Raw genomic sequence first — 22,364 nt, 5'->3', positions numbered from 1 at the left:
TTTTATATAAAAGACGGATTTAACTATAAGTGCAGTTTTTTAAATATAGAGAGGAGCTTCATAGATATTTTTTGCATCACTGACTACCCAACTAGAAAGCTGGTTTTTTTTCCGATTAAGAATACCTTCTTCCACTTTGGCAATATTTTCCGGGGAATATTTTTTTAACCCTTTTAGCTCATGAGTATGAAAACGCAGGTGAGCGCCAAATTCTTCACGAAAGCGGCGATAGCAAGCCAGAATACATTGCTTTTTCTCTAGGGTGTAGCCCTGTTTAAAAAACAGGGTAATCGAGATACCCAAGCGGGAAACGGCCAGTCCATCGGCATTGAGAAAAAGAAAAGAGGTCAGTTGCGATCTCAACTGGGAAAAATAATCTAAAGTTTCCATAATTTTCTCCGTTAATTATGAAGCTGTGGCAAATGTCACACTAGCTAATATTGCAAGGACAGTAGCTAAATAGTGGTATCGGTTTTACATAGCAAATGCTTTTTAAAGAAATACTGGCGGACTGACAGGATTAAGGGATAGGTTTGGACGATACCTTAAAGTATCGCCCCATATTTCACAGCACAGATGTAAAAGATACCTCCTCCAGCGTTAATAACTCTTCAATCGTTTGACGACGGCGAATCAATTGAGGTTTACCATTTATGAACAACACTTCTGGGATCAGCGGACGACTATTGTAATTAGAAGACATTGACGCACCATAAGCACCGGTATCATGGAAAACCAGATAATCACCAACCTGAACAGGCGGTAACATTCTTGGCGCAACCCCACCACCCTCAACCTGTGTGAAAACATCACCTGATTCACATAACGGACCTGCGACTAATGTTTCCTGTAATGGCAGCTGTTCAAGTTGACGTCCATCAGCAGGCAAAACCGAGATATGGTGATAACTGCCATACATTGCCGGACGCATTAAGTCATTGAATCCCGCATCCACCAGCACATAATGACGGCTTCCCATCTGTTTAACAGCCCGAACTTCTGTCATCAGAATGCCGGATTCAGCAACCAGAAATCTCCCAGGTTCAATTTCCAGCGTAACGCTATGGCCTAAATGTTGCTCAATTCTTTTACGGGCATCATCCCACAACCCAAAATAGTGGGCGATATTGATCTGTTCATCCCCCTGCCGATAAGGAGTAGATAAACCACCGCCGGCTGAAATTGCCTGAATATCTTCACCACAGAGAATAACCTGTTCAACCATTGCATCACACACACTGGCAAGATGCTGATAATCAACACCAGAGCCGATATGCATATGCAAACCAAGCAATTTCAATCCATAATGCCGAATTTTCCCAATTGCCTGTGAGAGATCTTGATACCAAATACCATGTTTGCTGTTTTCACCACCAGTATTGGTTTTCTGGCTATGACCATGACCAAATCCAGGGTTAATCCGCAACCATACCGGATGCCCTTTTTTACATTGACCAATCTGCTCCAGCATATCAATAGAACCCGCATTAACCGGAATATCCAGTTCAGTTACCTGATTAAGCGTTGCTACATCTATCAAATCAGCAGTAAAAACGATTTCTGCCATCTCTCGGCCTGGACTAAAGCCAGCCCATAAAGCACGCTCAATTTCACCCAGTGAAACTGCATCAACTTTCACACCGTATTCACGCATAAGGCGCAAAATGTGAGTATTAGAGCAAGCCTTCTGCGCAAACCGGACCACATCAAACTGACTTAACATCTTGATTCTTTGAATAATCGTTTCGCTATCATAAACCCATAACGGAGCACCATAAGTTTCTGGCAGACAGCTTAGATTTTCGGGTATCAGATCAGAACAACTATTGCGGATAAAGGTACTCATTAGGGTTTCTCTCAAAAAATCAGCAGATAACCCATTATTGGCGGTAAAAAACAGGAATAAAAATATCTGTTTCGCTATAGTCTATTCATCTGTGATATAGCGTTATCATCTGAAGGAATCATCTATGTCTTTTTGTTCATGGCGTCATATTGAAATCTTCCATGCGGTAATGACGACCAAAAATCTGACAGAAGCGGCCGTTTTATTACAAACGTCACAACCGACTGTCAGCCGTGAATTAGCACGATTTGAACATCTGATAAAGTTCAAACTGTTTGACCGGGTAAAGGGCCGCCTGCATCCGACAGCACAAGGATTACGCCTTTTTGAAGAAGTTGAGCGTTCCTATTATGGACTTGAAAGAATAATGAATGCGGCTGACAGTATCCGCAAATTCCAACACGCTCAACTTTCTATTACCTGCCTGCCGGTATTTTCACAATCCTTGTTGCCTAAAGTTTGTCACCACTTCACTCGCCAATACCCTGATGCTAATTTAACCATCATTCCGCAGGAATCACCGCTATTGGAAGAGTGGCTCTCAGCTCAACGTCATGATCTTGGCCTGACCGAACATTTGCAAACACCACCCGGTACACAAAGAGAAACACTGATCACACTGAATGAAATTTGCGTATTACCCGCCGCTCATCCGCTTAGTCATAAATTATTACTGACTCCAGAAGATTTCAGTGGACAACATTTCATCAGCCTTTCGATAACAGACAGCTATCGTCAACTGATTGATGGAATATTCGCAGAGCACCATATTAACCGCCGCATGATTATGGAAACTCACAGTGCCGCATCAGTATGTGCAATGGTGCGGGAAGGTATCGGCGTTTCTATTGTCAACCCGCTGACCGTACTCGATTATCTGGACTACCACGGCGAAGCTGAAATATGCGCCCGCCCGTTTAGTATTAACATTCCTTTTACTGTCAGCCTGATCAAGCCCATTCACCGCCCTTCTTCCGCCCCAGTCGATACTTTTATTGAACACCTGAAAGCACAAATTGCCCTGTTTCCGCAAAAATTGAAGTCAGCTTTTCAGCATTAGCTTTTGCCAGTATGGCGAAGAAGCAAACCATTTCACCAAAAAATCGAGTAATGCCCTGAGCGTTGCCGGCATATTTTGACGACTAGCATAAATACCATAAATACCCATGGCCTGAGGTTGATATTCCGGCAACAACTGAATCAGTTTTCCTGATGCCAGATGAGAAGCAACAGAATAATAAGGTTGCATAGCCATTCCCGCACCTTGCAATGTTGCTTCCATTAAAACAATGGATTCATTAGCGCTCAAAGTGCCGCTAACAGGAACAGAATATTTTTCCCCCTGACGTTCAAATAACCAAAGACTTTTACCAAAGAAGTTATAAGTCATACAGTTATGCAATGCCAAATCAGCAGGCTTTTGCGGGATCATTTTTCCCGCCAGATAGGAAGGGGCAGCACAAATAACAGAGTGACAAGTTGACAATGGTCTGGCAATCAAATTCGGTTCCAGATTATTCGTGATCCGTAACGCCAAATCTATCCGCTCTTCAACCAAATTTATTGCCTTATTACTCATCTGCATATCAATAGCTATCTGAGGATAAATTTGCATAAACTCAGGAATAGCCACAGACAGTGCGCTCATAGCCAGAGACTGAGAACTGCTTATCCGTAAAAGGCCACTCAGCTCCTGAGCGGCTTCTGGCTGATGAACGGGGATCGCCTCTGCCAATTGCAACAATTTACGGCTGCGCTGATAGGCTATCTCACCTGCCGATGTCAGGCTAATCTTTCTCGTTGTACGGTGCAATAGGCGTACTCCTGCCCATTTTTCCATTTCAGCTAAATAGCGAGATACCATTGCCCGCGACATATCTAACCGTTCTGATGCAGCAATCATGCTGCCTTGTTCTACAATTATAGTGAACACTTGAGCAGCAGTGACTCTATCCATCAATTAGCTCGATTTATGCAACAAATAATTGCCAATTATGCGGTTTTTCCATCGAAAAACGCAACTTATTATAAACCCCGTTGACACAACATCAGGAATTCAATCATGACTCGCAAAACAACATTAAATATTGCGCTGGCCGGTATCCTTTCTCTGGGTACTGTTTCTCTGGCACAAGCCGCTTATCTGAAACTGGATGTTTATAATCCAGGCGAAAAAAGCGTCTTTCCCGTCTCTTCTGAAATCATTAGTGGTGATAAAGAAGTTGTACTGATCGACGCTCAGTTCCAAAAAAATGATGCCGAAGCACTGGTCAAAAGAATTAAGGGTACCGGCAAGAAACTGACAACCATTTATATCAGTCAGTCCGATCCTGATTTCTACTTTGGTCTTGATACGCTGACCAAAGCGTTCCCTAATGCAAAAGTCATTGCATCACCAGAAACAATTAAAGAAATCAACCAGACCAAAGATGGCAAACTGGCTTATTGGGGAGGTGTCCTGAAAGAACAGGCACCCAAAAAAGTTATCGTGCCGCAACCATTGGAAGGTAACACTTTTACAGTTGATGGTGAAAAGCTGATCGTCAAAGGTCTTGATGGCCCCGCAGCTGACCGTACTTTCGTTTGGATACCAAAACTGAAAGCGGTAGTCGGTGGCGTCACCGTTTCAGGCAACATTCATGTCTGGATGGCAGATACCCAGACTAAAGAATCCCGCAAAAATTGGATGCAAACGTTGGATCGTATCAAAGAACTGAAACCGACCATTGTGGTGCCGGGACATTTCATTGGTAACGCACCAATGACATTGCAATCGGTCAAGTTCACTCAAAAGTACCTGGCTATTTTTGAGAAAGAATTACTAAAAGCGAAAGATTCAAAAGCGCTGATAGCCGCAATGGAAAAATATTATCCAAAACTTGGAGACAAATCCAGCCTCGAACTGAGTGCCAAAGTGCTGAAAGGCGAAATGAAGTGGCCTCAATAAGTCAATTAACTCTTTTTCAGGAATAAGTAAATATGCCCGGAATGACTCTGCACTATATCTATGATCCCCTATGTGGCTGGTGTTATGGCGTTTCCGCTCTAATACAAGCGGCGCAAGAGGCCACAAATGTGAAAATTAAATTGCATGGCGGCGGAATGCTAACTGGAGATAACAAACGCCAAATAGACAGCACATGGCGTGATTATATCCTGAGTCAGGATAAACGGATCGCAAGTCTTACCGGGCAAGTTTTCAGTGAACAATATGTCGCACTGTTAAACGATAAATCACTAATGATGGATTCATTACCACCAATATCAGCCATCCTTGCAGCAGAAAAGCTGGCTGGTAAAGGTGTCGAAATGTTACTGGCAGTACAAAAAGCGCATTATGTTCGTGGATTAAAAGTCAGCGAAACTGAAACATTATTGAATTTAGCAAATGAATTACAGCTTGATTCAAAACAATTCCAGCAAGAGCTGACACTGAATAATGAATCAGAAAGTCTCCAGCATATCAAGAACAGCCGTGAACTATTGGCAAAAGTTAGCGGCTCAGGCTTCCCTACTTTTATTCTGGAAAATGACAGAAACGAGCTATCTGTTATTTCTCTTGATAAATATTTGGGACAACCAAAACGTTGGCAAGATGCACTGATTCACTCTCAGTTTTAATACCACCGTTTAACTACTGGCGCCCATACCTTATTCAGTTATTGGGCGCCATCCACGATAATCCATCAATTCCCTGTAAGTTCAAATAAAGCATTATGATCGCAGAAATGGCTATATAGGGGCCAAAAGCGATAGGTGCCTGATAATTTCCCCGTAATTTCCACATCCACAAGCATCCAATAATGCCAAACAGTGAAGACAGGAGCATTAATAAAGGAATTGCGCCAACACCCAACCAAGCACTAACTGCCGCCATTAACTTAAAATCACCATACCCCATTCCCTCTTTATGATTGATAACTTTGAATAACCAATAGAACGACCATAAACTCAAATATCCCGCTACCGCGCCTGTTACAGCGAGTTCAATAGGCACAAAAGTTTGATTCAAATTCAATAATAAACCTAACCATAAAAGTGGATAATTTATTATATCTGGTAATAATTTGGTTTTTATATCAATAAAAGAAAGTATAATTAGCATCCAAATAAATATCAAAGCAACATATAAATTAAAATTCAATGGAAAATAAATCACAAAAAAAGCAGTTACAAACAGTGTAACTAACTCAACCTGTAAATAACAAAAAGATATTTTCTCATATCCATAAACAACCCCAGAAAACACAGATATTATTTTATTTAAAGTAATTCCTGACACTATTCCAATAGAAATAGCCAGAATAATAATCATTATATTAAACCCCATCCAACAAAACACCTTTAATTTCAACCAATTATATTAAAAACACCTTAACTGAATAACAGAAGCAATTTCCACTATATTTTCGACACAATAAGATAATAATAAAAACCACATTAAAACAACAAAATAAATATAAAACATGCCAATAAGAGATAAATATGCGAGCAGACTCGCAACATTTATTCAGAGATAAAAATCTATATCAGAGATAGCTTGATAGTTGGATTGAGCCTCCCTTATCATAGCACCATTATTTATTGCCTTATGTATAGCTCTACCCCGCAGGAAGGAAAGAAAAACATGCGTATACCCCGCATTTATCACCCGGAATTACTCACACCCAACACTGAAACTTATTTGAGTGATGAGGCAGCCAACCATGTCGGGCGGGTACTCAGAATGAGTAACGGTCAACAGTTACAACTGTTTGATGGCAGTAATCAGATCTTCGATGCTGAAATTACCGAAGCCAATAAGAAATCTGTCAAAGTTCACATCAACAATAGTGAACTTGCCGATAACGAATCACCACTTAATCTGCATCTGGGACAAGTCATATCCCGCGGTGAGAAAATGGAATTTACCATTCAAAAATCTGTAGAGTTAGGGGTGAATGTTATTACACCTTTAATTTCTGAACGCTGCGGTGTCAAACTGGATGGAGAACGGCTGGCTAAAAAACTTCAGCAATGGCAAAAAATTGCCATTGCTGCCTGTGAGCAATGTTGCCGTAATCGCATACCTGAAATTCGTCCGGTAATGCAACTTGCACACTGGTGTGCAGAAAATGATGGCAGCTTAAAATTAAATTTACATCCACGCGCCAGCCAAAGTATCAACACCTTGCCTTTACCTGTGGAAAAAGTACGCCTACTGATTGGTCCGGAAGGTGGCTTATCAATAGACGAAATTGCTATGACAGCTAATTACCAATTTACTGATATCCTGTTAGGACCACGTATCTTAAGAACAGAAACGACAGCACTTACCGCAATTACTGCATTACAAGTGCGTTTCGGCGATTTGGGTTAAGGAGAAAGAATGATCAAACTCGGCATAGTGATGGATCCCATTTCATCCATTAAAATCAAGAAAGACACCAGTTTTGCTATGCTATTGGAAGCACAACGCCGTGGCTGGGAACTCCATTATATGGAGATGAGTGATCTCTATCTATACCAAGGAGAAGCCCGCGCCCGTACCCGCCTATTGCAGGTAAAAAACAATCCACAGCAATGGTATCAATTCGATAGAGAACAAGATCTGGCACTGGAAACACTGGATGTCATCCTGATGCGTAAAGACCCTCCATTTGATACTGAGTACATTTACGCCACTTACATTCTGGAACGTGCTGAAGAAAAAGGCACGCTTATCGTCAATAAGCCACAAAGCCTGCGCGATTGTAACGAAAAACTCTTCACAGCCTGGTTCCCTGATTTAACACCGGATACATTAGTGACCCGCAATGCGGCTCACCTGCGTGAATTCCATCAAAAACAGGGTGATGTCATCTTTAAACCGCTGGATGGCATGGGCGGTGCATCTGTATTCCGCCTGAAAAAAGATGATCCAAACGTTGGTGTGATTATTGAAACCCTGACAGAACACGGCAATCGCTTCTGCATGGCACAGAATTTCTTACCTGCTATAAAAGAAGGCGACAAACGAATATTAATTGTCGATGGTGAACCTGTTGCTTATTGTCTGGCCCGCATTCCAGCCCAGGGAGAAACCCGAGGTAACCTTGCTGCCGGTGGTCGTGGTGAAGCGCACCCGCTTTCAGAAAGTGACTGGGCTATAGCCAGAGCTGTTGCGCCAACGTTAAAAGAAAAAGGGTTAATTTTTGTTGGACTGGACATTATCGGTGACAGATTGACCGAAATTAATGTCACCAGCCCAACCTGCGCACGCGAGATAGAAGCAGCTTTCCCTGATATTTCAATAACCGGCATGCTGATGAATGCGATTGAAAAACGATTGGAGAAATAAAAAGCTCTTTTCGTTAATTTTCCTGTCAAGGTTTGTCATTTGCACTTTTAGCCCACATACTGTGGGCTAAATAATCCTTAAATAGCCAGGTTAATTACCAAAAACAAAATGAATCTACAGCATCATTTTCTTATCGCCATGCCCACATTATCTGATTCCTACTTCAAACGCTCAGTTGTTTACGTTTGTGAACACAACGAAAACGGGGCAATGGGATTGGTGATAAATAAACCAATTGAACAAATCTCTGTTCGGAAAGTTCTACAAAAACTGAAAATCTCACCAGAAGATCGGGATGAAAGTATCAGCCTAAACAAGCCGGTCATGACAGGCGGCCCTCTTGCTGAAGATCATGGTTTTATATTGCACACACCACAACCAGGTTTCAGTTCAAGTATCAAAATTTCCGATGATACGATGATTACCACATCCAAAGATGTACTTGAAACCCTGGGCACACCACGCCAACCAAAACAGATACTAGTCACTCTGGGGTATGCAAGTTGGGAAAAGGGGCAACTTGAAAAAGAGATAATGGAGAATAGCTGGCTAACCGCAAACGCTGATCCACATATTATTTTCAACTCACCCATTGCAGATCGCTGGCGTGAGGCCGCATCTTTGCTCGGCATCAATATCTATAACATTGCCCCACAGGCAGGACATGCATAAATGAGTAGCCGCACAATAATGGCCTTCGATTTTGGCACTCGTAGTATCGGTGCCGCTATCGGGCAGGAAATTACAGGTACCGCCAGAGCGTTGACCTCATTTAAAGCCACAGATGGTATCCCCAATTGGCAACAAATCGAAAAATTACTTAAAGAGTGGCGGCCAGATCTGGTTATTGTTGGTCTTCCCCTCAATATGGATGGCACTGAGCAACTTGTAACAGCACAGGCACGTAAATTTGCAAACCGGCTTCATGGCCGGTTTGGTGTGCAAATTGAACTCCAGGATGAACGCCTGACAACGGTTGAAGCCCGCGCTCATCTGTTTGACCGTGGAGGCTACAAAGCTTTAGATAAAGGTAAAGTCGATGCTGCATCTGCTGTTATTATTCTGGAAAGCTGGTTCGAGCAGCACTATTAAGCTATTAGCTAACAATATCAGAGAATCAACCAACAACAGCGATTAACTGTTAACCTCCGTCTACTCTGCCAATAATCCCTGTAATTTACGCTGCTGCCAGCCTTGCTCATAGGTTTGCATTCCACTGGCAGCACCAGTCTGCATAAGCGTTGTTATTTGATGATTTTTACCTTCCCGTATCAGATGACTGACCGCCTGATTAACCACCAACACTTCATACACGGCGATCCGTCCTCCATCCTGCGCAGAAACCAATTGTTGCGCTATCACAGCCTTCAAACTCCCTGCAAGCTGACTGCGTACCCATCCTTTTTCTTCCGCCGAAAATATATCCACCAGCCGATCAATTGCCTGTACTGCACCTCTGGTATGCAAAGTTGAAAATACCAAATGCCCTGTTTCTGCCGCAGTTAATGCCAGACGTATTGTCTCTTTATCCCGTAGCTCACCCAACAGCAATACATCAGGATCCTGCCGGAGAGTACCTTTCAGCGCTTCCTGATAGCTAGAGGAATCCAATCCGATTTGTCGTTGCTGTATCAGACAATTGCGGCTGTGGTGAATAAATTCCACAGGATCTTCTAATGTAATAATGTGCTGACAACAATGACTGTTCAGCATATCCACAATGGCGGTTAAGGTTGTCGATTTCCCACTGCCTGTGGCACCGGTCACCAGAATCAATCCACTTTCTTCCCGTAAAATCATTTCTCGGACAATTTCAGGTGTTTTTAGCTGTTCCAGCGTTGGGCACTGAGAGCTAATTAAGCGCAGAACGACTGACAGCCCTGATTGCTGACGAAAAATGTTACCTCTCAATCGTTGGTGGCTTTCTGTCTCCATCGCAAAATCCGCATGCCCACAAATTAATAGCTGTTTTAACTGATTTTCTGATAAAAACTGCCTGCTCCACTCTTCCAACAAAGTATTATTTACAGATGGCAGTTGAGTTTGTGAATAAAGCACACCATTTATACGTAATACAGGAGCTTGCCCAACACAAAGATGCAGATCAGAAGCATTATGCTTTACACTAAGGGCCACTAATTTATCCATATTCATTTTTTAATCTCCTGAGTCACTATGAACAATATTGAACAAAACTTACAAGATGTCAGGACCCGCATAGCCGTTGCCGCACAGAAATGCGAACGCTCTCCAGAAGAAATTACTCTGCTTGCAGTCAGTAAAACCAAACCTGTGGAAGATATCGAAAAAGCAATCGTTGCCGGTCAGCGCCAGTTTGGTGAGAATTACGTACAGGAAGGGGTAGAAAAAATTACTTATTTTGCAAATCGTAATGATTTGATATGGCACTTTATCGGTCCGTTACAGTCTAATAAAAGTCGTCTGGTGGCAGAAAATTTTAACTGGTGCCATACCGTTGACCGCCTGAAAATAGCACAGCGTCTGAGCGAACAACGCCCAGAGGGAATGGAACCACTGAATATTCTTATTCAAATAAATATCAGTGATGAACAGAACAAATCAGGTATTCAACTTGCTGAACTCCCCACTCTGGCAGCCGAAGTCAGCAAACTGCCGAATGTGAAGCTACGCGGTTTAATGGCAATCCCCGCACCGGAGCCTGACTACGAACGCCAATTGGTGGTTTTCAGGCAAATGGAACAAGCTTTCTTTAACCTGAAAACTCAATATCCTCAAATAGATACCCTCTCTATGGGGATGACTGATGATATGGCTGCCGCCATTAATTGTGGTTCCACATTAGTACGGATCGGGACGGCAATTTTCGGTGCACGTCAGTATCAAAATTAACCATATCAATGCTACGAGGTATTTAATGGAAAAACGTAAAATTACCTTTATTGGTGCAGGTAATATGGCTCACGCCATCATTGCCGGATTGGTAAAAGAAGGCTACCCTGCTGAACTGATTAATGTTTGCGCTCCTGGCAACGCTCGCCGCGATGTACTGGCAAAGGAGTATGGCGTCAACAGCAGCAGTGATAATATTCGCTGCGCACAGGAAGCCGATGTTATTGTTATGGCGGTAAAACCGCAAGTAATGGCAGATGCCTGCCAGCCGCTAAAGGAGCAGGTAGATTTCAGTAACAAATTGGTTCTGTCTATCGCAACAGGAATTTCTGTCACACGCTTTAACGTTTTATTACAAGACAAACTCAACATTGTTCGTATCATGCCAAACACCCCGGCATTAGTCGGTCAGGGGTTGAGTGGATTATTCGCACCTGAGCAAGTCAGTCAATCTGACCGTGATTTCACTCAAGCATTGATGAACAGCGTCGGTAAAACTTACTGGGTAAAAGATGAAAACGGCATCAATGATATTATCGCCACAGCAAGTAGTGCACCCGCTTATTTCTTCCTGTTTATGGAATCAATGCAACAGGAGGCGGAACGCCTAGGTTTTGACAGTGAAACAGCCCGTGAAATCGTTTTGCAAACAGCAACCGGTTCTGCGGCACTGGCCGCATCAAATGCAGATCTCTCTTTTGCAACCCTGCGCGAGCAGGTAACATCTAAAGGTGGTACCACGGCGGAAGCATTGCGCATTTTTTATGAAGGCAAATTGCCGGAAATCGTATCCAGTGCCATGCAGGCAGCTATTCGCCGCGCACAGGAAATAGAAAAACAATTTTAATTTTATCAGGGCTGCTAAATGCAATTTTTAACTTTTATTCTGTTCACCGTTCTGGATTTATACATCGTTGTTTTATTACTTCGAGTATGGATGCAATGGGCCCGCTGTGACTTTTACAACCCATTTGCCCAGTTTGTCGTAAAAATTACTCAGCCAGTCGTTCGACCACTGCGCCGTGTGCTCCCGGCTATTGGTCCGCTTGATACCTCTTCCGTTGTTGTAGCTTATGCTTTGGTATTACTTAAATTAACCATGCAACTCTGGTTCAGTACCGGCGCGTTTGCCTTCCTTACGCTTTTCATCCCTATCGGGTTAATTGAACTGCTGACAGCCGCAGGCAAGCTGGTATTTTGGCTGGTGCTGGCGCGTGCTCTGTTAAGCTGGATAAGCCAAGGCCGCAATCCGATTGACTATGCTCTGATGCAACTGACAGAGCCATTAATGGCACCTATCCGCCGCATTATCCCAGCAATGGGTGGCCTTGATTTCTCCGCAATGATCGTCATCTTGATCCTCTACGCGCTGAACTATCTCCGCGCTGATGTTCTCTCATGGCTGATACAGTAAATAAGAATTAAATTGGGTTCAAAATAATGCAAAAAGTTGTTCTGGCAACCGGCAATCCCGGAAAAGTTCGTGAACTGGCGCAATTACTGGCTGATTTTGGTCTGGATATCGTTGCTCAAACTGAATTAAGCGTAAATTCTGCCGAAGAAACCGGGCTGACATTTATTGAAAATGCCATTCTTAAAGCTCGTCACGCCGCACAAGTTACCGGTTTGCCAGCAATTGCTGATGATTCCGGTTTATCCGTCAACATTCTTGGCGGCGCCCCAGGCATCTATTCAGCCCGTTATGCGGGTGAAGATGCCACCGATCAGCAAAATCTGGCAAAGCTGTTGGATGCAATGAAAGATATTCCTGATGATCAACGCCAGGCTCAGTTTAACTGTGTGCTGGTTTATATGCGCCACGCAGAAGATCCTACGCCTCTGGTATTTCATGGCCGCTGGCCGGGGGTTATTGCCCGTGAACCTGCCGGTGATGGCGGGTTTGGTTATGACCCCATCTTCTACATACCAGAATTGGGCTGTACTGCGGCTGAGTTAAGTGGTGAACAAAAAAATACCGTTTCACACCGCGGTCAAGCGCTGAAAATGATGTTGGATACACTACGTAATGCTTAAGCTTCCACCACTGAGTCTGTATATCCATATTCCGTGGTGTGTACAAAAGTGTCCTTATTGTGATTTCAACTCTCATGCATTGAAAGGTGATGTTCCACATCAAGAATATGTTGACCATTTATTGGCAGATCTGAAAGCGGATCTGCCAATGGTCAACGACCGGGAAATCACCACTATCTTCATTGGTGGTGGGACCCCCAGCCTGCTCAGTTCACAAGGGATGCAACAATTACTGGATGGTGTTCGTACTCTCCTGCCGGTATCGCCACAAGCTGAAATTACAATGGAAGCCAACCCAGGTACAGTGGAAGCTGACCGTTTCAGTGGTTATCAGCAAGCCGGCATTAACCGGATATCCATTGGCGTCCAGAGTTTCAGCCCGGATAAACTGGTACGTCTTGGCCGTATTCACGGCCCGGATGAAGCCAAACGAGCAGCACATTTAGCCGCCAGTTTGGGGCTACGCAGTTTTAATTTGGATTTGATGCACGGTTTGCCAAACCAAAGCCTTGATGAAGCACTGGATGACTTACGTCAGGCAATTGTGTTATCACCACCGCACCTTTCGTGGTATCAACTGACTATTGAGCCGAATACCAGCTTTGGCTCCCGTCCTCCGGTTCTGCCTGATGATGATGCTTTGTGGGATATTTTTTCACAAGGGCATCAATTGCTGACAGCAGCAGGTTATCAGCAATACGAGACTTCTGCTTATGCCAAGCCTGGCTATCAATGCCAGCATAATCTCAACTACTGGCGTTTTGGAGATTATCTTGGTATTGGTTGTGGCGCTCATGGAAAAATCACCTTTGAAGATGGCCGTATTCTGCGTACAGTAAAAACCAAACATCCTCGCGGATATATGCAGGGGCGCTATCTGGATAAACAGCATCAGGTAGAAAATGAAGATCGGCCATTTGAATTTTTTATGAACCGGTTCCGTTTACTGGAAGCCATGCCAAAACAAGATTTCAGTGATTTCACCGGATTATCGGAAAGTTCAATCTGCAATCAAATTGATAAAGCCTTAGCCGCAGGTTATCTCTCTGAAACAACAACACACTGGCAAATTACGCAGAAAGGAAAATTGTTCCTGAATTCATTACTGGAGCTATTTCTTTAACGCAGAATGACCTCCGAAGAATTCAGCTTCACAAAGATCATCTTGTGGATAAACTCGATACCACCGTTGGTTTCGAGTTTATCAATAACTGTGCTTAAATAAGCAGAATTTTGGAATCAAGAAAGCTAATAATCGGAAGAAAATCGTTATATTTTCATAATATTACTGCAATCATAAATTGAAAAACATATAAAATCAACTAGCCATTACCCAAAAGTAATAATATAAATATCCGGCCTGCAATTATTTTTACCCATGTGGATAATAACTAATGCTTATTAGCAACAAACGTATTAGTTGCGACTTGATAAAATCAAACATCGTATTAATAACAAGGTGAACATCCTGATTTTAATATATGTGAACCATAGCACAATAATACTATTTAAAATTATATCAAAAACCATTATATTTAATTCCCACTTAAACTGGAGTAAAAAATGCACATTGAAAATAAAGAAATGTTATATACTTTATCCAAAGAAAACCTGGCTACAGTACTAACTCCATATTATAAAGATTTTTATGATCAACTTTCCGATTATCAAAAAGCAAACATCAGCCTTGACATGGTTGTAAATGATGCTCACAAGAAATTATCCATTAATAATTTAACGCATCTTCACATTGACAGAGAATTAAAACCAATTGAATACGCAGGTGTACCTCCATGTATTCTTGCCATTGGTACAGTTGTCGCTGATGCTTTTGGTATTGTATTCCAATTTTTAGGTATAAATGAAGCCGAAACTCGTGCAGCCACACGCGCATTATTAAAAGAGTTAGGCCAAGATACTCTACGTGGATTACTCGCTACAATCGAAGACTTTAAAAATGCGACTTCTCTTCTAGATAAAGCGAAGATTATTTGGTCATTAATTTCTGAAATTAAGAATGCTGTAGGTTTTTCTGGAATAATCAAGGCATTAAAAGACTCAATGCATTGGTATGACTGGGTAATTACTGGGGTAACCGCAGCAGCACAATTAACTATATGGTTTGCTACAGATGGCGCTGCATTTATTGCAGAACTAGCTATGGCTGGTGCTGCTATAGCTACATTGGTGATTGATGCAGCAAACGCAGTGCATGTTTGCTCATAAAACCTTTATCTATATTCTTATTTAACTATGAAGGAACTTATTACTTATTATAAATTCCTTCCAATATAAATATCTGGAATTCAATCTGACAGTCACCGGTAATATTAACTGTCAAACTAACCGCCTATCCCATTAAGATTACTGGGATAGGCTCTAAAAAAACACATGATTGAATTTTAATCACAGACCAAATTCAACATGATAAAAATGACCTGATTAAAGAGCATCCTCAACAGCTTTAATTTGTGTGGCTAAACTTTCCAAACCACCACCCGATAAATACCACAGATCAGATTTTAGATAAGTAATTTTGCTATTCTTATATGCAGAAGTAGATTTTACTTTATCATCCTCAAATTGTGCTTTATCCAGCTTACCAACGCCAATTGCTTCACTACGATCAATAATCAGAATCACATCAGGATTAGCCTGAGCAATCATTTCAGAAGTAACAACACGGCGTTTGGTTTTATCTTCATCAGCAGCAATAGGTAATTCGGCTCTCTGTGCCTTAACCACGTCATACACTACGCTCTGGTCACTCAGAATTAATTTACCTGCGTTATGCAACAATACCAAAACTTTCGCACCAGAAGACTTGGCTTTATCCTGAGCTTTAGCAATGATTGTTTCCAGATCAACAATCTGTTCTTTTACTTCACTTTGCTTTCCAAATAACTCACCTAACAATGTCAGGTTACCTTCAACTGAAACCAGGTAATTTTTGCTATCTGTTCCCAGATTAATCGTAGGTGCTATTTTTGACAGATTTTCATAAGAAGGGCCTTGGCGGGCAGTGATAACGATCAGATCGGGTTTAATTTGTGCCAATTTTTCCAAATTTGGCTCTTTTATGCCCCCTGCATTTTCTACCCCATTAGGCAAATTATTCCGGAGATATTCAGGCGTGTTACCAAGAGGTAATGCAACAACCCGATCAGATAAACCTAATTTAGCCAATGAATCATAAGTACCGAAATCAAATAAAACGACTTTCTGAGGATCCTTTTTGACCTCAGTTTCACCAGAGAGATGTTTAACTGTAATCTTATCATCAGCCTGAGCTGTGACAACATTTGGAGTGAATACAGCAGATGTCTGACTAAATGCAGAATGGCTTGCAACAACAAATAATGAAGCCAGAACGACAGGGATTATCTTTTTCATATATCGCGCTCCAAGAAAGGATATTATTGACAATCCGCATTCTAGGTGGCAGGAAAAATATGTCAATCTAAATAAGAATCAATTTCAAATTGATTCTTATTTGTAATTATTGGGAATTACTTAATAGAATTCAGTAATTCAATTCTTTGTTGTTCAAGGCCGCTGACTCTACCACAAACCTCTTTGCCAAAACGCTGGAAATCTTCTTCCTGAGCTTTCCATTCGGCTTTCAGATTATTCTGCAATCCACCCAAGCCACCAAGCAAAGATTGTAATGCCTGATTATTATCGCCATTTAAGCTAAATTGTTTATTGCCAATCTCATTAATACTGTCCTGTAATACTCCACCAAGGCTCTGTTCAATTAAACTACGGCTCTCTTTTTCAACTTGTTTAATCGCCTGATGATGAAATGCTATACCTTCTGAGCGGGTTTCAATAATTCGGTTTATCTGTTTATTAAGCCCCGATTCAAGATCAGATAGCCGGTTACGCACATTACTGTCTTTACCCATAGTATCTGCCACCACTTTGTCCAAAGATTTACGGGCAGTTATCAGATGTTTGCTGGTTTCTTGTTGAATCCAAGGCAAATCTTGCCGCAAAGCCTGCTGATAACGTTGTGCTTTTCGACGTTGTTCCGTATTTAAGTTCAGATGTTTACCATCACGGATAACTGAACCATCAGGTGAAATCTGGAGATTGCCGCTTGCTCCCACAACCTGAACGGATTGAGACGTAATAATAATGTCATTCTGCGGGTTTACCTGGCATTCATAACCTGCCTGGGCCTGAGCAACAAATAGCAAAGATACAGCAATGATAGTTTTGCGTAACATATTTTCTCCTAAGAAAACCACCTGAGAGTTAAAAAACAGATCGCCCAACACGATCGGCTAACAGTTCTAAGGCAGCACAACCCGCTAAAGAGTTCCCTGATCGATCCAATTCCGGTGACCAGACAGCAACCGTCAATTCTCCCGGCACGACACACACGATCCCACCGCCAACACCCGATTTTCCCGGCATACCAATTCTGAATGCAAATTCACCTGAACCATCATACATGCCACAGGTCATCATCAGCGCATTAATCTGCCTAGCCTGACGTGGACTTAAAATCTGTTGTTCAGAGCCTATCGTACTCCCCTGATTCGCCAAATAAATGAAACACCTGGCAAGCTCAATGCAATTCATTTTCAAAGCGCAATAATGGAAATAAGTTTGCAGTACAGCAAGCACATCGTTATCGAAATTACCAAAGGATTTCATCAGATAGGCAATCGCCGCATTTCGGTGAGAATGTTCCATTTCAGAACGGGCAACTTTGTTGTCGTAACAAATATCAGGGCAACCAGCAAGTTTACGTACAACCTCCAGCATACGCTGCTTAGGTGCGCTCAACCGCGACTGTAACATGTCACACACAATTAACGCACCCGCGTTAATAAAAGGGTTACGGGGTTTGCCTTTTTCCAGTTCTAACTGAACTAATGAATTAAATGGCTGACCAGAAGGCTCCTGTCCGACCCGCTGCCAGATTTCCTGTTCCTGATAACGTGTCATCGCTAAGGTCAGGCTCAATATCTTAGAAATAGACTGAATCGAAAAACGCTTTTCAGCATCTCCGGCATGAAATATCTGCCCATCAATGGTACAGATAGCGATTGCCAGGTTATCAGCGGGAACCTCCGCCAGTGCAGGAATATAATTTGCCACTTTCCCTTGGCCAATCAGGGGGCGAACTTGTCGCAAAATATCCGACAATAACGTGTTAGAGAACGTTGTACTCACTGATTTTACTCCAGACAGGGGCACTTATTAATAGGCACCCCTGTTGTTATTCACTCAGGCTATTTTACAACGATATGTTACTCAATCCCACCAAACATCAAACAGTTCAGAGGTCATGACATCTTCCATACCGCGATCTTTCAGCCATTTCTCAACCAATTGACGGTGTTCTTCTGTACACATACCAATTTTTTGCAGGCAGATTAAACCTTCCCAATGCAGGTAACCACTGGCATCCAATGCTAAACCATTAGATTCAATCAGTTCATCAATAAATGCATCAACAGTGCTGTCAATAATATCTATAGGTGTATTAGACGGAAAGCTCCACTTAATAGAAAAGCCCATTTCTTTGAATTCATCAATATGCATCTTTTTACGCAAACGACGACTGCGGTTTTTAGCCATTACTTAACCCTCTTAAACATGATATCCCACACGCCATGCCCCAACCGCTGACCGCGCAATTCAAATTTCGTTACTGGGCGTGAAGATGGACGCGGTATATAATCACCATTCTCAGACAAATTAAGGTAATTATCCACGCTATTCATCACTTCCAGCATATGTTCAGCATATGGCTGCCAGTCAGTCGCCATATGGAATACACCGCCTACTTTCAACTTACTTTTTATCAGTTCAGCAAATGGCGGCTGGACAATCCTGCGTTTGTTATGACGCGCTTTATGCCACGGATCGGGAAAGAAAAGCTGTACCATTTCCAGACTGTTCTCCGGGATCATATTTTCCAGCACTTCAATAGCGTCATGACACATCACCCGCAAGTTACTGATATTTTCACCGTCAGCAGAAGCCAGGCAAGCACCGACACCAGGTACATGAACTTCAATCCCAAGAAAGTTTTTTTCGGGATTCTGGCTTGCCATAGTGACAAGTGATGCACCCATGCCAAAGCCAATTTCCAGTACAATGGGGGCTTCACGCCCAAAAAGTGCCTCCATATCCAGCTTTTCCGTCTGATATTCAACACCCATTTTTGACCAGAGATCATCAAGTGCTTGTTGCTGACGATTAGTTAACCGGCCTTGACGACGAACAAAACTCCTAACACGGCGCAATGGCCTGCCATTTTCATCAAATTCCGGCGAAATTACGTTATTTATCATGGTATTTCTGTCAGTTTAAAGGCATCTATTCAGGCGTTTATGGCTGCTTTACCGGCAAACCACATAAAGAGAGCGCATTATCCAAAGATGGGCGATTTTAGCAAGTCCAATAGTGACAAGTACAATTTTAATCCCAGATTGAGCAGTGCCGCGAAAACAAAGTTCCGGTTTACAGCAAGGTAACACTATGTTGCAATCCTGTTCACGAAACACTGATATTCCCTAAAGATAATTATCCCAATGATGGAAGCAAAGCAATTCTCCAAAGTGGTACTGGATTGGTACCATCTTTACGGTCGTAAAACCCTGCCCTGGCAACAGGAAAAGACACCTTATCACGTCTGGCTTTCAGAAGTGATGTTGCAACAAACTCAGGTTGCGACAGTCATTCCCTATTTTCAGCGCTTTATTTCACGTTTTCCTGATGTAGCTTCACTTGCCGCCGCACCGCTTGATGAAGTTCTTCATTTGTGGACCGGTCTGGGTTACTACGCCCGCGCTCGTAATTTACATAAAGCAGCGCAACAGATTGTGGAGCGGCATCATGACGAATTCCCAACAACATTTGATGATGTTGTTGCCCTGCCTGGCGTCGGCCGTTCAACCGCCGGTGCAATCCTTTCGCTTTCTCAGGGTAAACATTTCCCGATTCTTGATGGCAATGTTAAGCGAGTATTGGCCCGCTGTTACGCAATAGAGGGTTGGCCGGGTAAAAAAGAGGTTGAAAGTCACCTCTGGCAAATCAGCACCAACGTAACGCCAGCAAAAGAAGTGGAATATTTCAATCAGGCAATGATGGATTTAGGGGCAATGGTTTGCACCCGTAGCAAGCCAAAATGTGAAATCTGCCCATTAAATCAGGGATGTATCGCCTATGCGAACCATAGCTGGGCAAAATACCCGGGTAAAAAACCTAAGCAAAGTATTCCAGAGAAAACAGCTTATTTCCTGCTGATGCAAAATGACCATACGGTTTGGCTGGAACAGCGCCCACCAACGGGGATCTGGGGAGGATTATTCGCGTTTCCTCAGTTTGAAAGCCTAGATGTGTTGAATAGCTGGCTGGAACAATCCGGTATTTCTCACAGCAAACATGAGCAACTCACCGCATTCCGCCATACATTTAGCCATTTTCATCTGGATATTGTGCCGATAAAAATAAATATTTTATCTTTTGCCGCCTGCATGGATGAACATAAAGGACTTTGGTATAACTTACAACAACCCGCGACTGTTGGGCTGGCAGCACCAGTTGAATATCTGTTGCAACAACTGAGCTGAATCCCATACCCGCTATTTTGAGGATTTATTATGAGCAGAACTGTTTTTTGTACTTTCTTACAACGTGAAGCCGAGGGGCTGGATTTTCAGCTGTATCCGGGAGAGTTGGGCAAACGCATTTTCAATGAAATTTCCAAAGAAGCGTGGGGACAGTGGATGAGTAAACAAACCATGCTGATCAATGAGAAAAAACTTAGCACCATGAATCCAGAAGATCGTAAATTGCTTGAACAAGAAATGGTTAAATTTCTGTTCGAAGGTCATGATATTCAAATTGATGGATATACCCCACCAGAAAAATAATATTCAGCTTTCATCAGAGCCAACGGCTCTGATGTTGTATTCAACACCAGATGGCAATGTAAGATGAAAAAACTGTTAGCGCTGTTTGTTATTGCCCCACTGCTCGTTTCCTGTACCAATACCAAAGATACCAAATACAACGAAGAATATATAAAAGATACCAATGGTTTTGATATTTTGATGGGCCAATTTGCCCACAACATCGAAAACATTTGGGGGTTGCACGAAGTACTAATTGCAGGCCCAAAAGATTACGTTAAATATACCGATCAATACCAGACCCGCAGCCATATTAATTTTGAGGCCGGTACGATCACGATTGAGACAATTTCTCCGACAGACCCCACAACCTATTTGCGCAAGGCTATTATCACCACCTTATTAATGGGTGACGATCCAGGTTCTGTCGATCTCTATTCTGATATTAACGACATTCAGATCAGTAAAGAGCCCTTTCTTTACGGGCAAGTTATGGACCATAACGGTCAGCCTATCCGTTGGGAATGGCGGGCAGCACATTTCGCAGATTATCTGCTGGCGAATAAATTACAAAAACGCCAAGCGGGTTTACATGTCATTTGGTCTGTCACCATGCAACTGGTACCAAACCATTTGGATAAACGCGCTCATAAATATCTGCCACTGATCCGTCAGGCTTCCATTAAATACGGAGTAGACGAATCCCTGATCCTGGCAATTATGCAAATAGAATCCAGTTTTAACCCATATGCCGTCAGCCGCTCTGATGCACTTGGACTGATGCAAGTTGTACAACATACCGCAGGCCGTGATGTCTTTAAAATGAAAGGTAAATCAGGACAACCAAGCCGTAGTTATCTATTTGATCCAGAAAATAATATTGATGCTGGCACGGCATACTTATCAATATTACAAAACAGTTATCTGGGTGGCATCACTAACACCACCTCCCGCCGTTATGCGGTGATAACCGCTTACAATGGCGGTGCAGGTAGTGTATTAAGGGTATTCTCCAGCGATAAGAAGAAAGCGGCTCAAATCATCAATGGAATGGCACCGGGTGATATTTATGAAACCCTGACAACTAAACACCCATCGGCAGAATCACGCCGCTACCTGATGAAAGTCAATACTGCCCAGAAAAGCTATCATCATTAAGGCGATAGCATAATAACGGAGAGCGATTTTTCTACTCTCCGTTATTTTTTGCCTATATTTTTAACTAATCGAGTAATTTCAAAACACAAATCACTATTTCAAAAGAAATATATTGACGGGTTCTACCGAATACGGTTTAATGCGCCCCGTTGCCCGGATAGCTCAGTCGGTAGAGCAGAGGATTGAAAATCCTCGTGTCGGTGGTTCGATTCCGCCTCCGGGCACCAATTCAAAGCGCGTTGGTTGAGAGATAAAAAAG

Annotated in this window: 25 protein-coding genes, 1 tRNA gene and 1 pseudogene; 17 read left to right on the top strand and 10 right to left on the bottom strand. The window is 42.5% G+C overall.

Annotated elements, in window-relative coordinates; translation table 11 throughout:
* Nucleotides 1-42: 42 nt before the first annotated feature.
* Together C5471_RS04405 and lysA are read right to left on the bottom strand one after the other, a co-directional pair.
* A pseudogene (locus C5471_RS04405) lies at nucleotides 43-390 on the bottom strand (type VI immunity family protein); the annotation flags it as partial.
* Nucleotides 391-565: 175 nt separating this feature from the next.
* Nucleotides 566-1,846 carry a diaminopimelate decarboxylase gene (lysA, locus tag C5471_RS04400; protein ID WP_133815272.1) on the bottom strand — a complete coding sequence of 427 codons (1,281 nt, stop codon included), beginning with the start codon at nucleotides 1,844-1,846 and terminating at the stop codon, nucleotides 566-568.
* 124 nt (nucleotides 1,847-1,970) lie between these two features.
* Here lysA and C5471_RS04395 point away from each other — a divergent pair, with 124 nt between their 5' ends.
* Entirely contained in the window at nucleotides 1,971-2,906 is a 936-nt protein-coding gene (locus tag C5471_RS04395) for a LysR family transcriptional regulator (protein WP_133815271.1), read from the top strand.
* Here the strand turns inward: C5471_RS04395 and C5471_RS04390 are convergent.
* Nucleotides 2,889-3,803 carry a LysR family transcriptional regulator gene (locus C5471_RS04390; protein WP_133815270.1) on the bottom strand — a complete coding sequence of 305 codons (915 nt, stop codon included), beginning with the start codon at nucleotides 3,801-3,803 and terminating at the stop codon, nucleotides 2,889-2,891. The two genes, C5471_RS04395 and C5471_RS04390, sit on opposite strands and share 18 nt — an antisense overlap.
* Nucleotides 3,804-3,908: 105 nt before the next feature.
* Here C5471_RS04390 and C5471_RS04385 point away from each other — a divergent pair, with 105 nt between their 5' ends.
* Both C5471_RS04385 and C5471_RS04380 read left to right on the top strand, forming a co-directional pair.
* Nucleotides 3,909-4,793 carry an MBL fold metallo-hydrolase gene (locus C5471_RS04385; protein ID WP_133815269.1) on the top strand — a complete coding sequence of 295 codons (885 nt, stop codon included), beginning with the start codon at nucleotides 3,909-3,911 and terminating at the stop codon, nucleotides 4,791-4,793.
* Nucleotides 4,794-4,825: 32 nt separating this feature from the next.
* Complete coding sequence (locus tag C5471_RS04380) at nucleotides 4,826-5,467, top strand: DsbA family protein (protein WP_133815268.1); 642 nt, start codon at nucleotides 4,826-4,828, stop codon at nucleotides 5,465-5,467.
* Nucleotides 5,468-5,501: 34 nt separating this feature from the next.
* On the opposite strand, the gene C5471_RS04375 is transcribed toward C5471_RS04380, so the two are convergent.
* Nucleotides 5,502-6,161 carry a prepilin peptidase gene (locus C5471_RS04375; protein ID WP_242688564.1) on the bottom strand — a complete coding sequence of 220 codons (660 nt, stop codon included), beginning with the start codon at nucleotides 6,159-6,161 and terminating at the stop codon, nucleotides 5,502-5,504.
* 312 nt (nucleotides 6,162-6,473) lie between these two features.
* Between C5471_RS04375 and rsmE the strand changes: the two genes are divergently transcribed.
* The 4 genes from rsmE to ruvX all read left to right on the top strand — a co-directional run bounded on the left by rsmE (nucleotide 6,474) and on the right by ruvX (nucleotide 9,257).
* Complete coding sequence (rsmE, locus tag C5471_RS04370; RefSeq protein ID WP_133815266.1) at nucleotides 6,474-7,205, top strand: 16S rRNA (uracil(1498)-N(3))-methyltransferase; 732 nt, start codon at nucleotides 6,474-6,476, stop codon at nucleotides 7,203-7,205.
* 9 nt (nucleotides 7,206-7,214) lie between these two features.
* Entirely contained in the window at nucleotides 7,215-8,165 is a 951-nt protein-coding gene (gene gshB, locus C5471_RS04365; RefSeq protein ID WP_133815265.1) for a glutathione synthase, read from the top strand.
* Nucleotides 8,166-8,273: 108 nt separating this feature from the next.
* On the top strand, nucleotides 8,274-8,837 hold the full coding sequence (locus C5471_RS04360; protein ID WP_036849968.1) for a YqgE/AlgH family protein: 564 nt from the start codon (nucleotides 8,274-8,276) through the stop codon (nucleotides 8,835-8,837).
* Entirely contained in the window at nucleotides 8,838-9,257 is a 420-nt protein-coding gene (gene ruvX / locus C5471_RS04355; RefSeq protein ID WP_133815264.1) for a Holliday junction resolvase RuvX, read from the top strand. It abuts the gene before it with no gap.
* A 60-nt stretch (nucleotides 9,258-9,317) separates the two neighbouring features.
* Here the strand turns inward: ruvX and C5471_RS04350 are convergent, their stop codons facing one another.
* Nucleotides 9,318-10,319 (bottom strand): type IV pilus twitching motility protein PilT, encoded by a 1,002-nt coding sequence (locus C5471_RS04350; RefSeq protein WP_133815263.1) that lies wholly within the window; start codon nucleotides 10,317-10,319, stop codon nucleotides 9,318-9,320.
* 21 nt (nucleotides 10,320-10,340) lie between these two features.
* On the opposite strand from C5471_RS04350, the gene C5471_RS04345 reads away from it, so the two are divergent.
* The 6 genes from C5471_RS04345 (at nucleotide 10,341) to C5471_RS04320 (ending at nucleotide 15,296) form a co-directional block, all read left to right on the top strand.
* Nucleotides 10,341-11,036, top strand: a complete 696-nt coding sequence (locus tag C5471_RS04345) for a YggS family pyridoxal phosphate-dependent enzyme (RefSeq protein WP_133815262.1) — start codon at nucleotides 10,341-10,343, stop codon at nucleotides 11,034-11,036.
* Between the two features lie 25 nt (nucleotides 11,037-11,061).
* Nucleotides 11,062-11,883, top strand: a complete 822-nt coding sequence (proC, locus tag C5471_RS04340; RefSeq protein WP_133815261.1) for a pyrroline-5-carboxylate reductase — start codon at nucleotides 11,062-11,064, stop codon at nucleotides 11,881-11,883.
* A gap of 18 nt (nucleotides 11,884-11,901) precedes the next feature.
* Complete coding sequence (locus C5471_RS04335) at nucleotides 11,902-12,450, top strand: YggT family protein (protein ID WP_133815260.1); 549 nt, start codon at nucleotides 11,902-11,904, stop codon at nucleotides 12,448-12,450.
* A 26-nt stretch (nucleotides 12,451-12,476) separates the two neighbouring features.
* On the top strand, nucleotides 12,477-13,070 hold the full coding sequence (locus tag C5471_RS04330; RefSeq protein WP_133815259.1) for an XTP/dITP diphosphatase: 594 nt from the start codon (nucleotides 12,477-12,479) through the stop codon (nucleotides 13,068-13,070).
* Entirely contained in the window at nucleotides 13,063-14,193 is a 1,131-nt protein-coding gene (hemW, locus tag C5471_RS04325; RefSeq protein WP_133815258.1) for a radical SAM family heme chaperone HemW, read from the top strand. The genes C5471_RS04330 and hemW overlap by 8 nt, the downstream gene beginning before the upstream one ends.
* Nucleotides 14,194-14,633: 440 nt before the next feature.
* Nucleotides 14,634-15,296: a hypothetical protein gene (locus tag C5471_RS04320; RefSeq protein WP_133815257.1), complete on the top strand. Its 663-nt coding sequence runs from the start codon at nucleotides 14,634-14,636 to the stop codon at nucleotides 15,294-15,296.
* A 216-nt stretch (nucleotides 15,297-15,512) separates the two neighbouring features.
* Here the strand turns inward: C5471_RS04320 and C5471_RS04315 are convergent, their stop codons facing one another.
* The 5 genes from C5471_RS04315 to trmB form a co-directional block, all read right to left on the bottom strand.
* Nucleotides 15,513-16,463 carry a siderophore ABC transporter substrate-binding protein gene (locus C5471_RS04315; protein WP_133815256.1) on the bottom strand — a complete coding sequence of 317 codons (951 nt, stop codon included), beginning with the start codon at nucleotides 16,461-16,463 and terminating at the stop codon, nucleotides 15,513-15,515.
* Nucleotides 16,464-16,579: 116 nt separating this feature from the next.
* Entirely contained in the window at nucleotides 16,580-17,302 is a 723-nt protein-coding gene (locus tag C5471_RS04310; RefSeq protein WP_133815255.1) for a YggN family protein, read from the bottom strand.
* Nucleotides 17,303-17,330: 28 nt separating this feature from the next.
* The gene (glsB, locus tag C5471_RS04305) at nucleotides 17,331-18,257 is read right to left on the bottom strand and encodes a glutaminase B (RefSeq protein WP_133815254.1); all 927 of its coding nucleotides are present in this window, start codon (nucleotides 18,255-18,257) and stop codon (nucleotides 17,331-17,333) included.
* A gap of 81 nt (nucleotides 18,258-18,338) precedes the next feature.
* Nucleotides 18,339-18,665, bottom strand: a complete 327-nt coding sequence (locus tag C5471_RS04300) for a YggL family protein (protein ID WP_133815253.1) — start codon at nucleotides 18,663-18,665, stop codon at nucleotides 18,339-18,341.
* Nucleotides 18,665-19,384: a tRNA (guanosine(46)-N7)-methyltransferase TrmB gene (trmB, locus tag C5471_RS04295; protein ID WP_133815252.1), complete on the bottom strand. Its 720-nt coding sequence runs from the start codon at nucleotides 19,382-19,384 to the stop codon at nucleotides 18,665-18,667. Before trmB ends, C5471_RS04300 begins: the two co-directional genes overlap by 1 nt.
* A 240-nt stretch (nucleotides 19,385-19,624) precedes the next feature.
* Here trmB and mutY point away from each other — a divergent pair, with 240 nt between their 5' ends.
* The 4 genes from mutY to C5471_RS04275 all read left to right on the top strand — a co-directional run bounded on the left by mutY (nucleotide 19,625) and on the right by C5471_RS04275 (nucleotide 22,332).
* Nucleotides 19,625-20,665 (top strand): A/G-specific adenine glycosylase, encoded by a 1,041-nt coding sequence (gene mutY, locus C5471_RS04290; protein WP_133815251.1) that lies wholly within the window; start codon nucleotides 19,625-19,627, stop codon nucleotides 20,663-20,665.
* Nucleotides 20,666-20,695: 30 nt separating this feature from the next.
* A complete protein-coding gene (locus C5471_RS04285) occupies nucleotides 20,696-20,968 on the top strand; it encodes an oxidative damage protection protein (RefSeq protein WP_132355663.1) in 273 nt (90 codons plus the stop codon).
* Nucleotides 20,969-21,031: 63 nt separating this feature from the next.
* Nucleotides 21,032-22,105 carry a membrane-bound lytic murein transglycosylase MltC gene (gene mltC, locus C5471_RS04280; protein ID WP_133815250.1) on the top strand — a complete coding sequence of 358 codons (1,074 nt, stop codon included), beginning with the start codon at nucleotides 21,032-21,034 and terminating at the stop codon, nucleotides 22,103-22,105.
* A 151-nt stretch (nucleotides 22,106-22,256) separates the two neighbouring features.
* Nucleotides 22,257-22,332, top strand: a tRNA-Phe gene (locus C5471_RS04275).
* Nucleotides 22,333-22,364: the final 32 nt, after the last annotated feature.

Source organism: Photorhabdus tasmaniensis (assembly GCF_011189505.1).
Taxonomy (GTDB): Bacteria; Pseudomonadota; Gammaproteobacteria; order Enterobacterales; family Enterobacteriaceae; genus Photorhabdus; species Photorhabdus tasmaniensis.
This window is presented reverse-complemented; position numbering and strand designations above follow the sequence as displayed.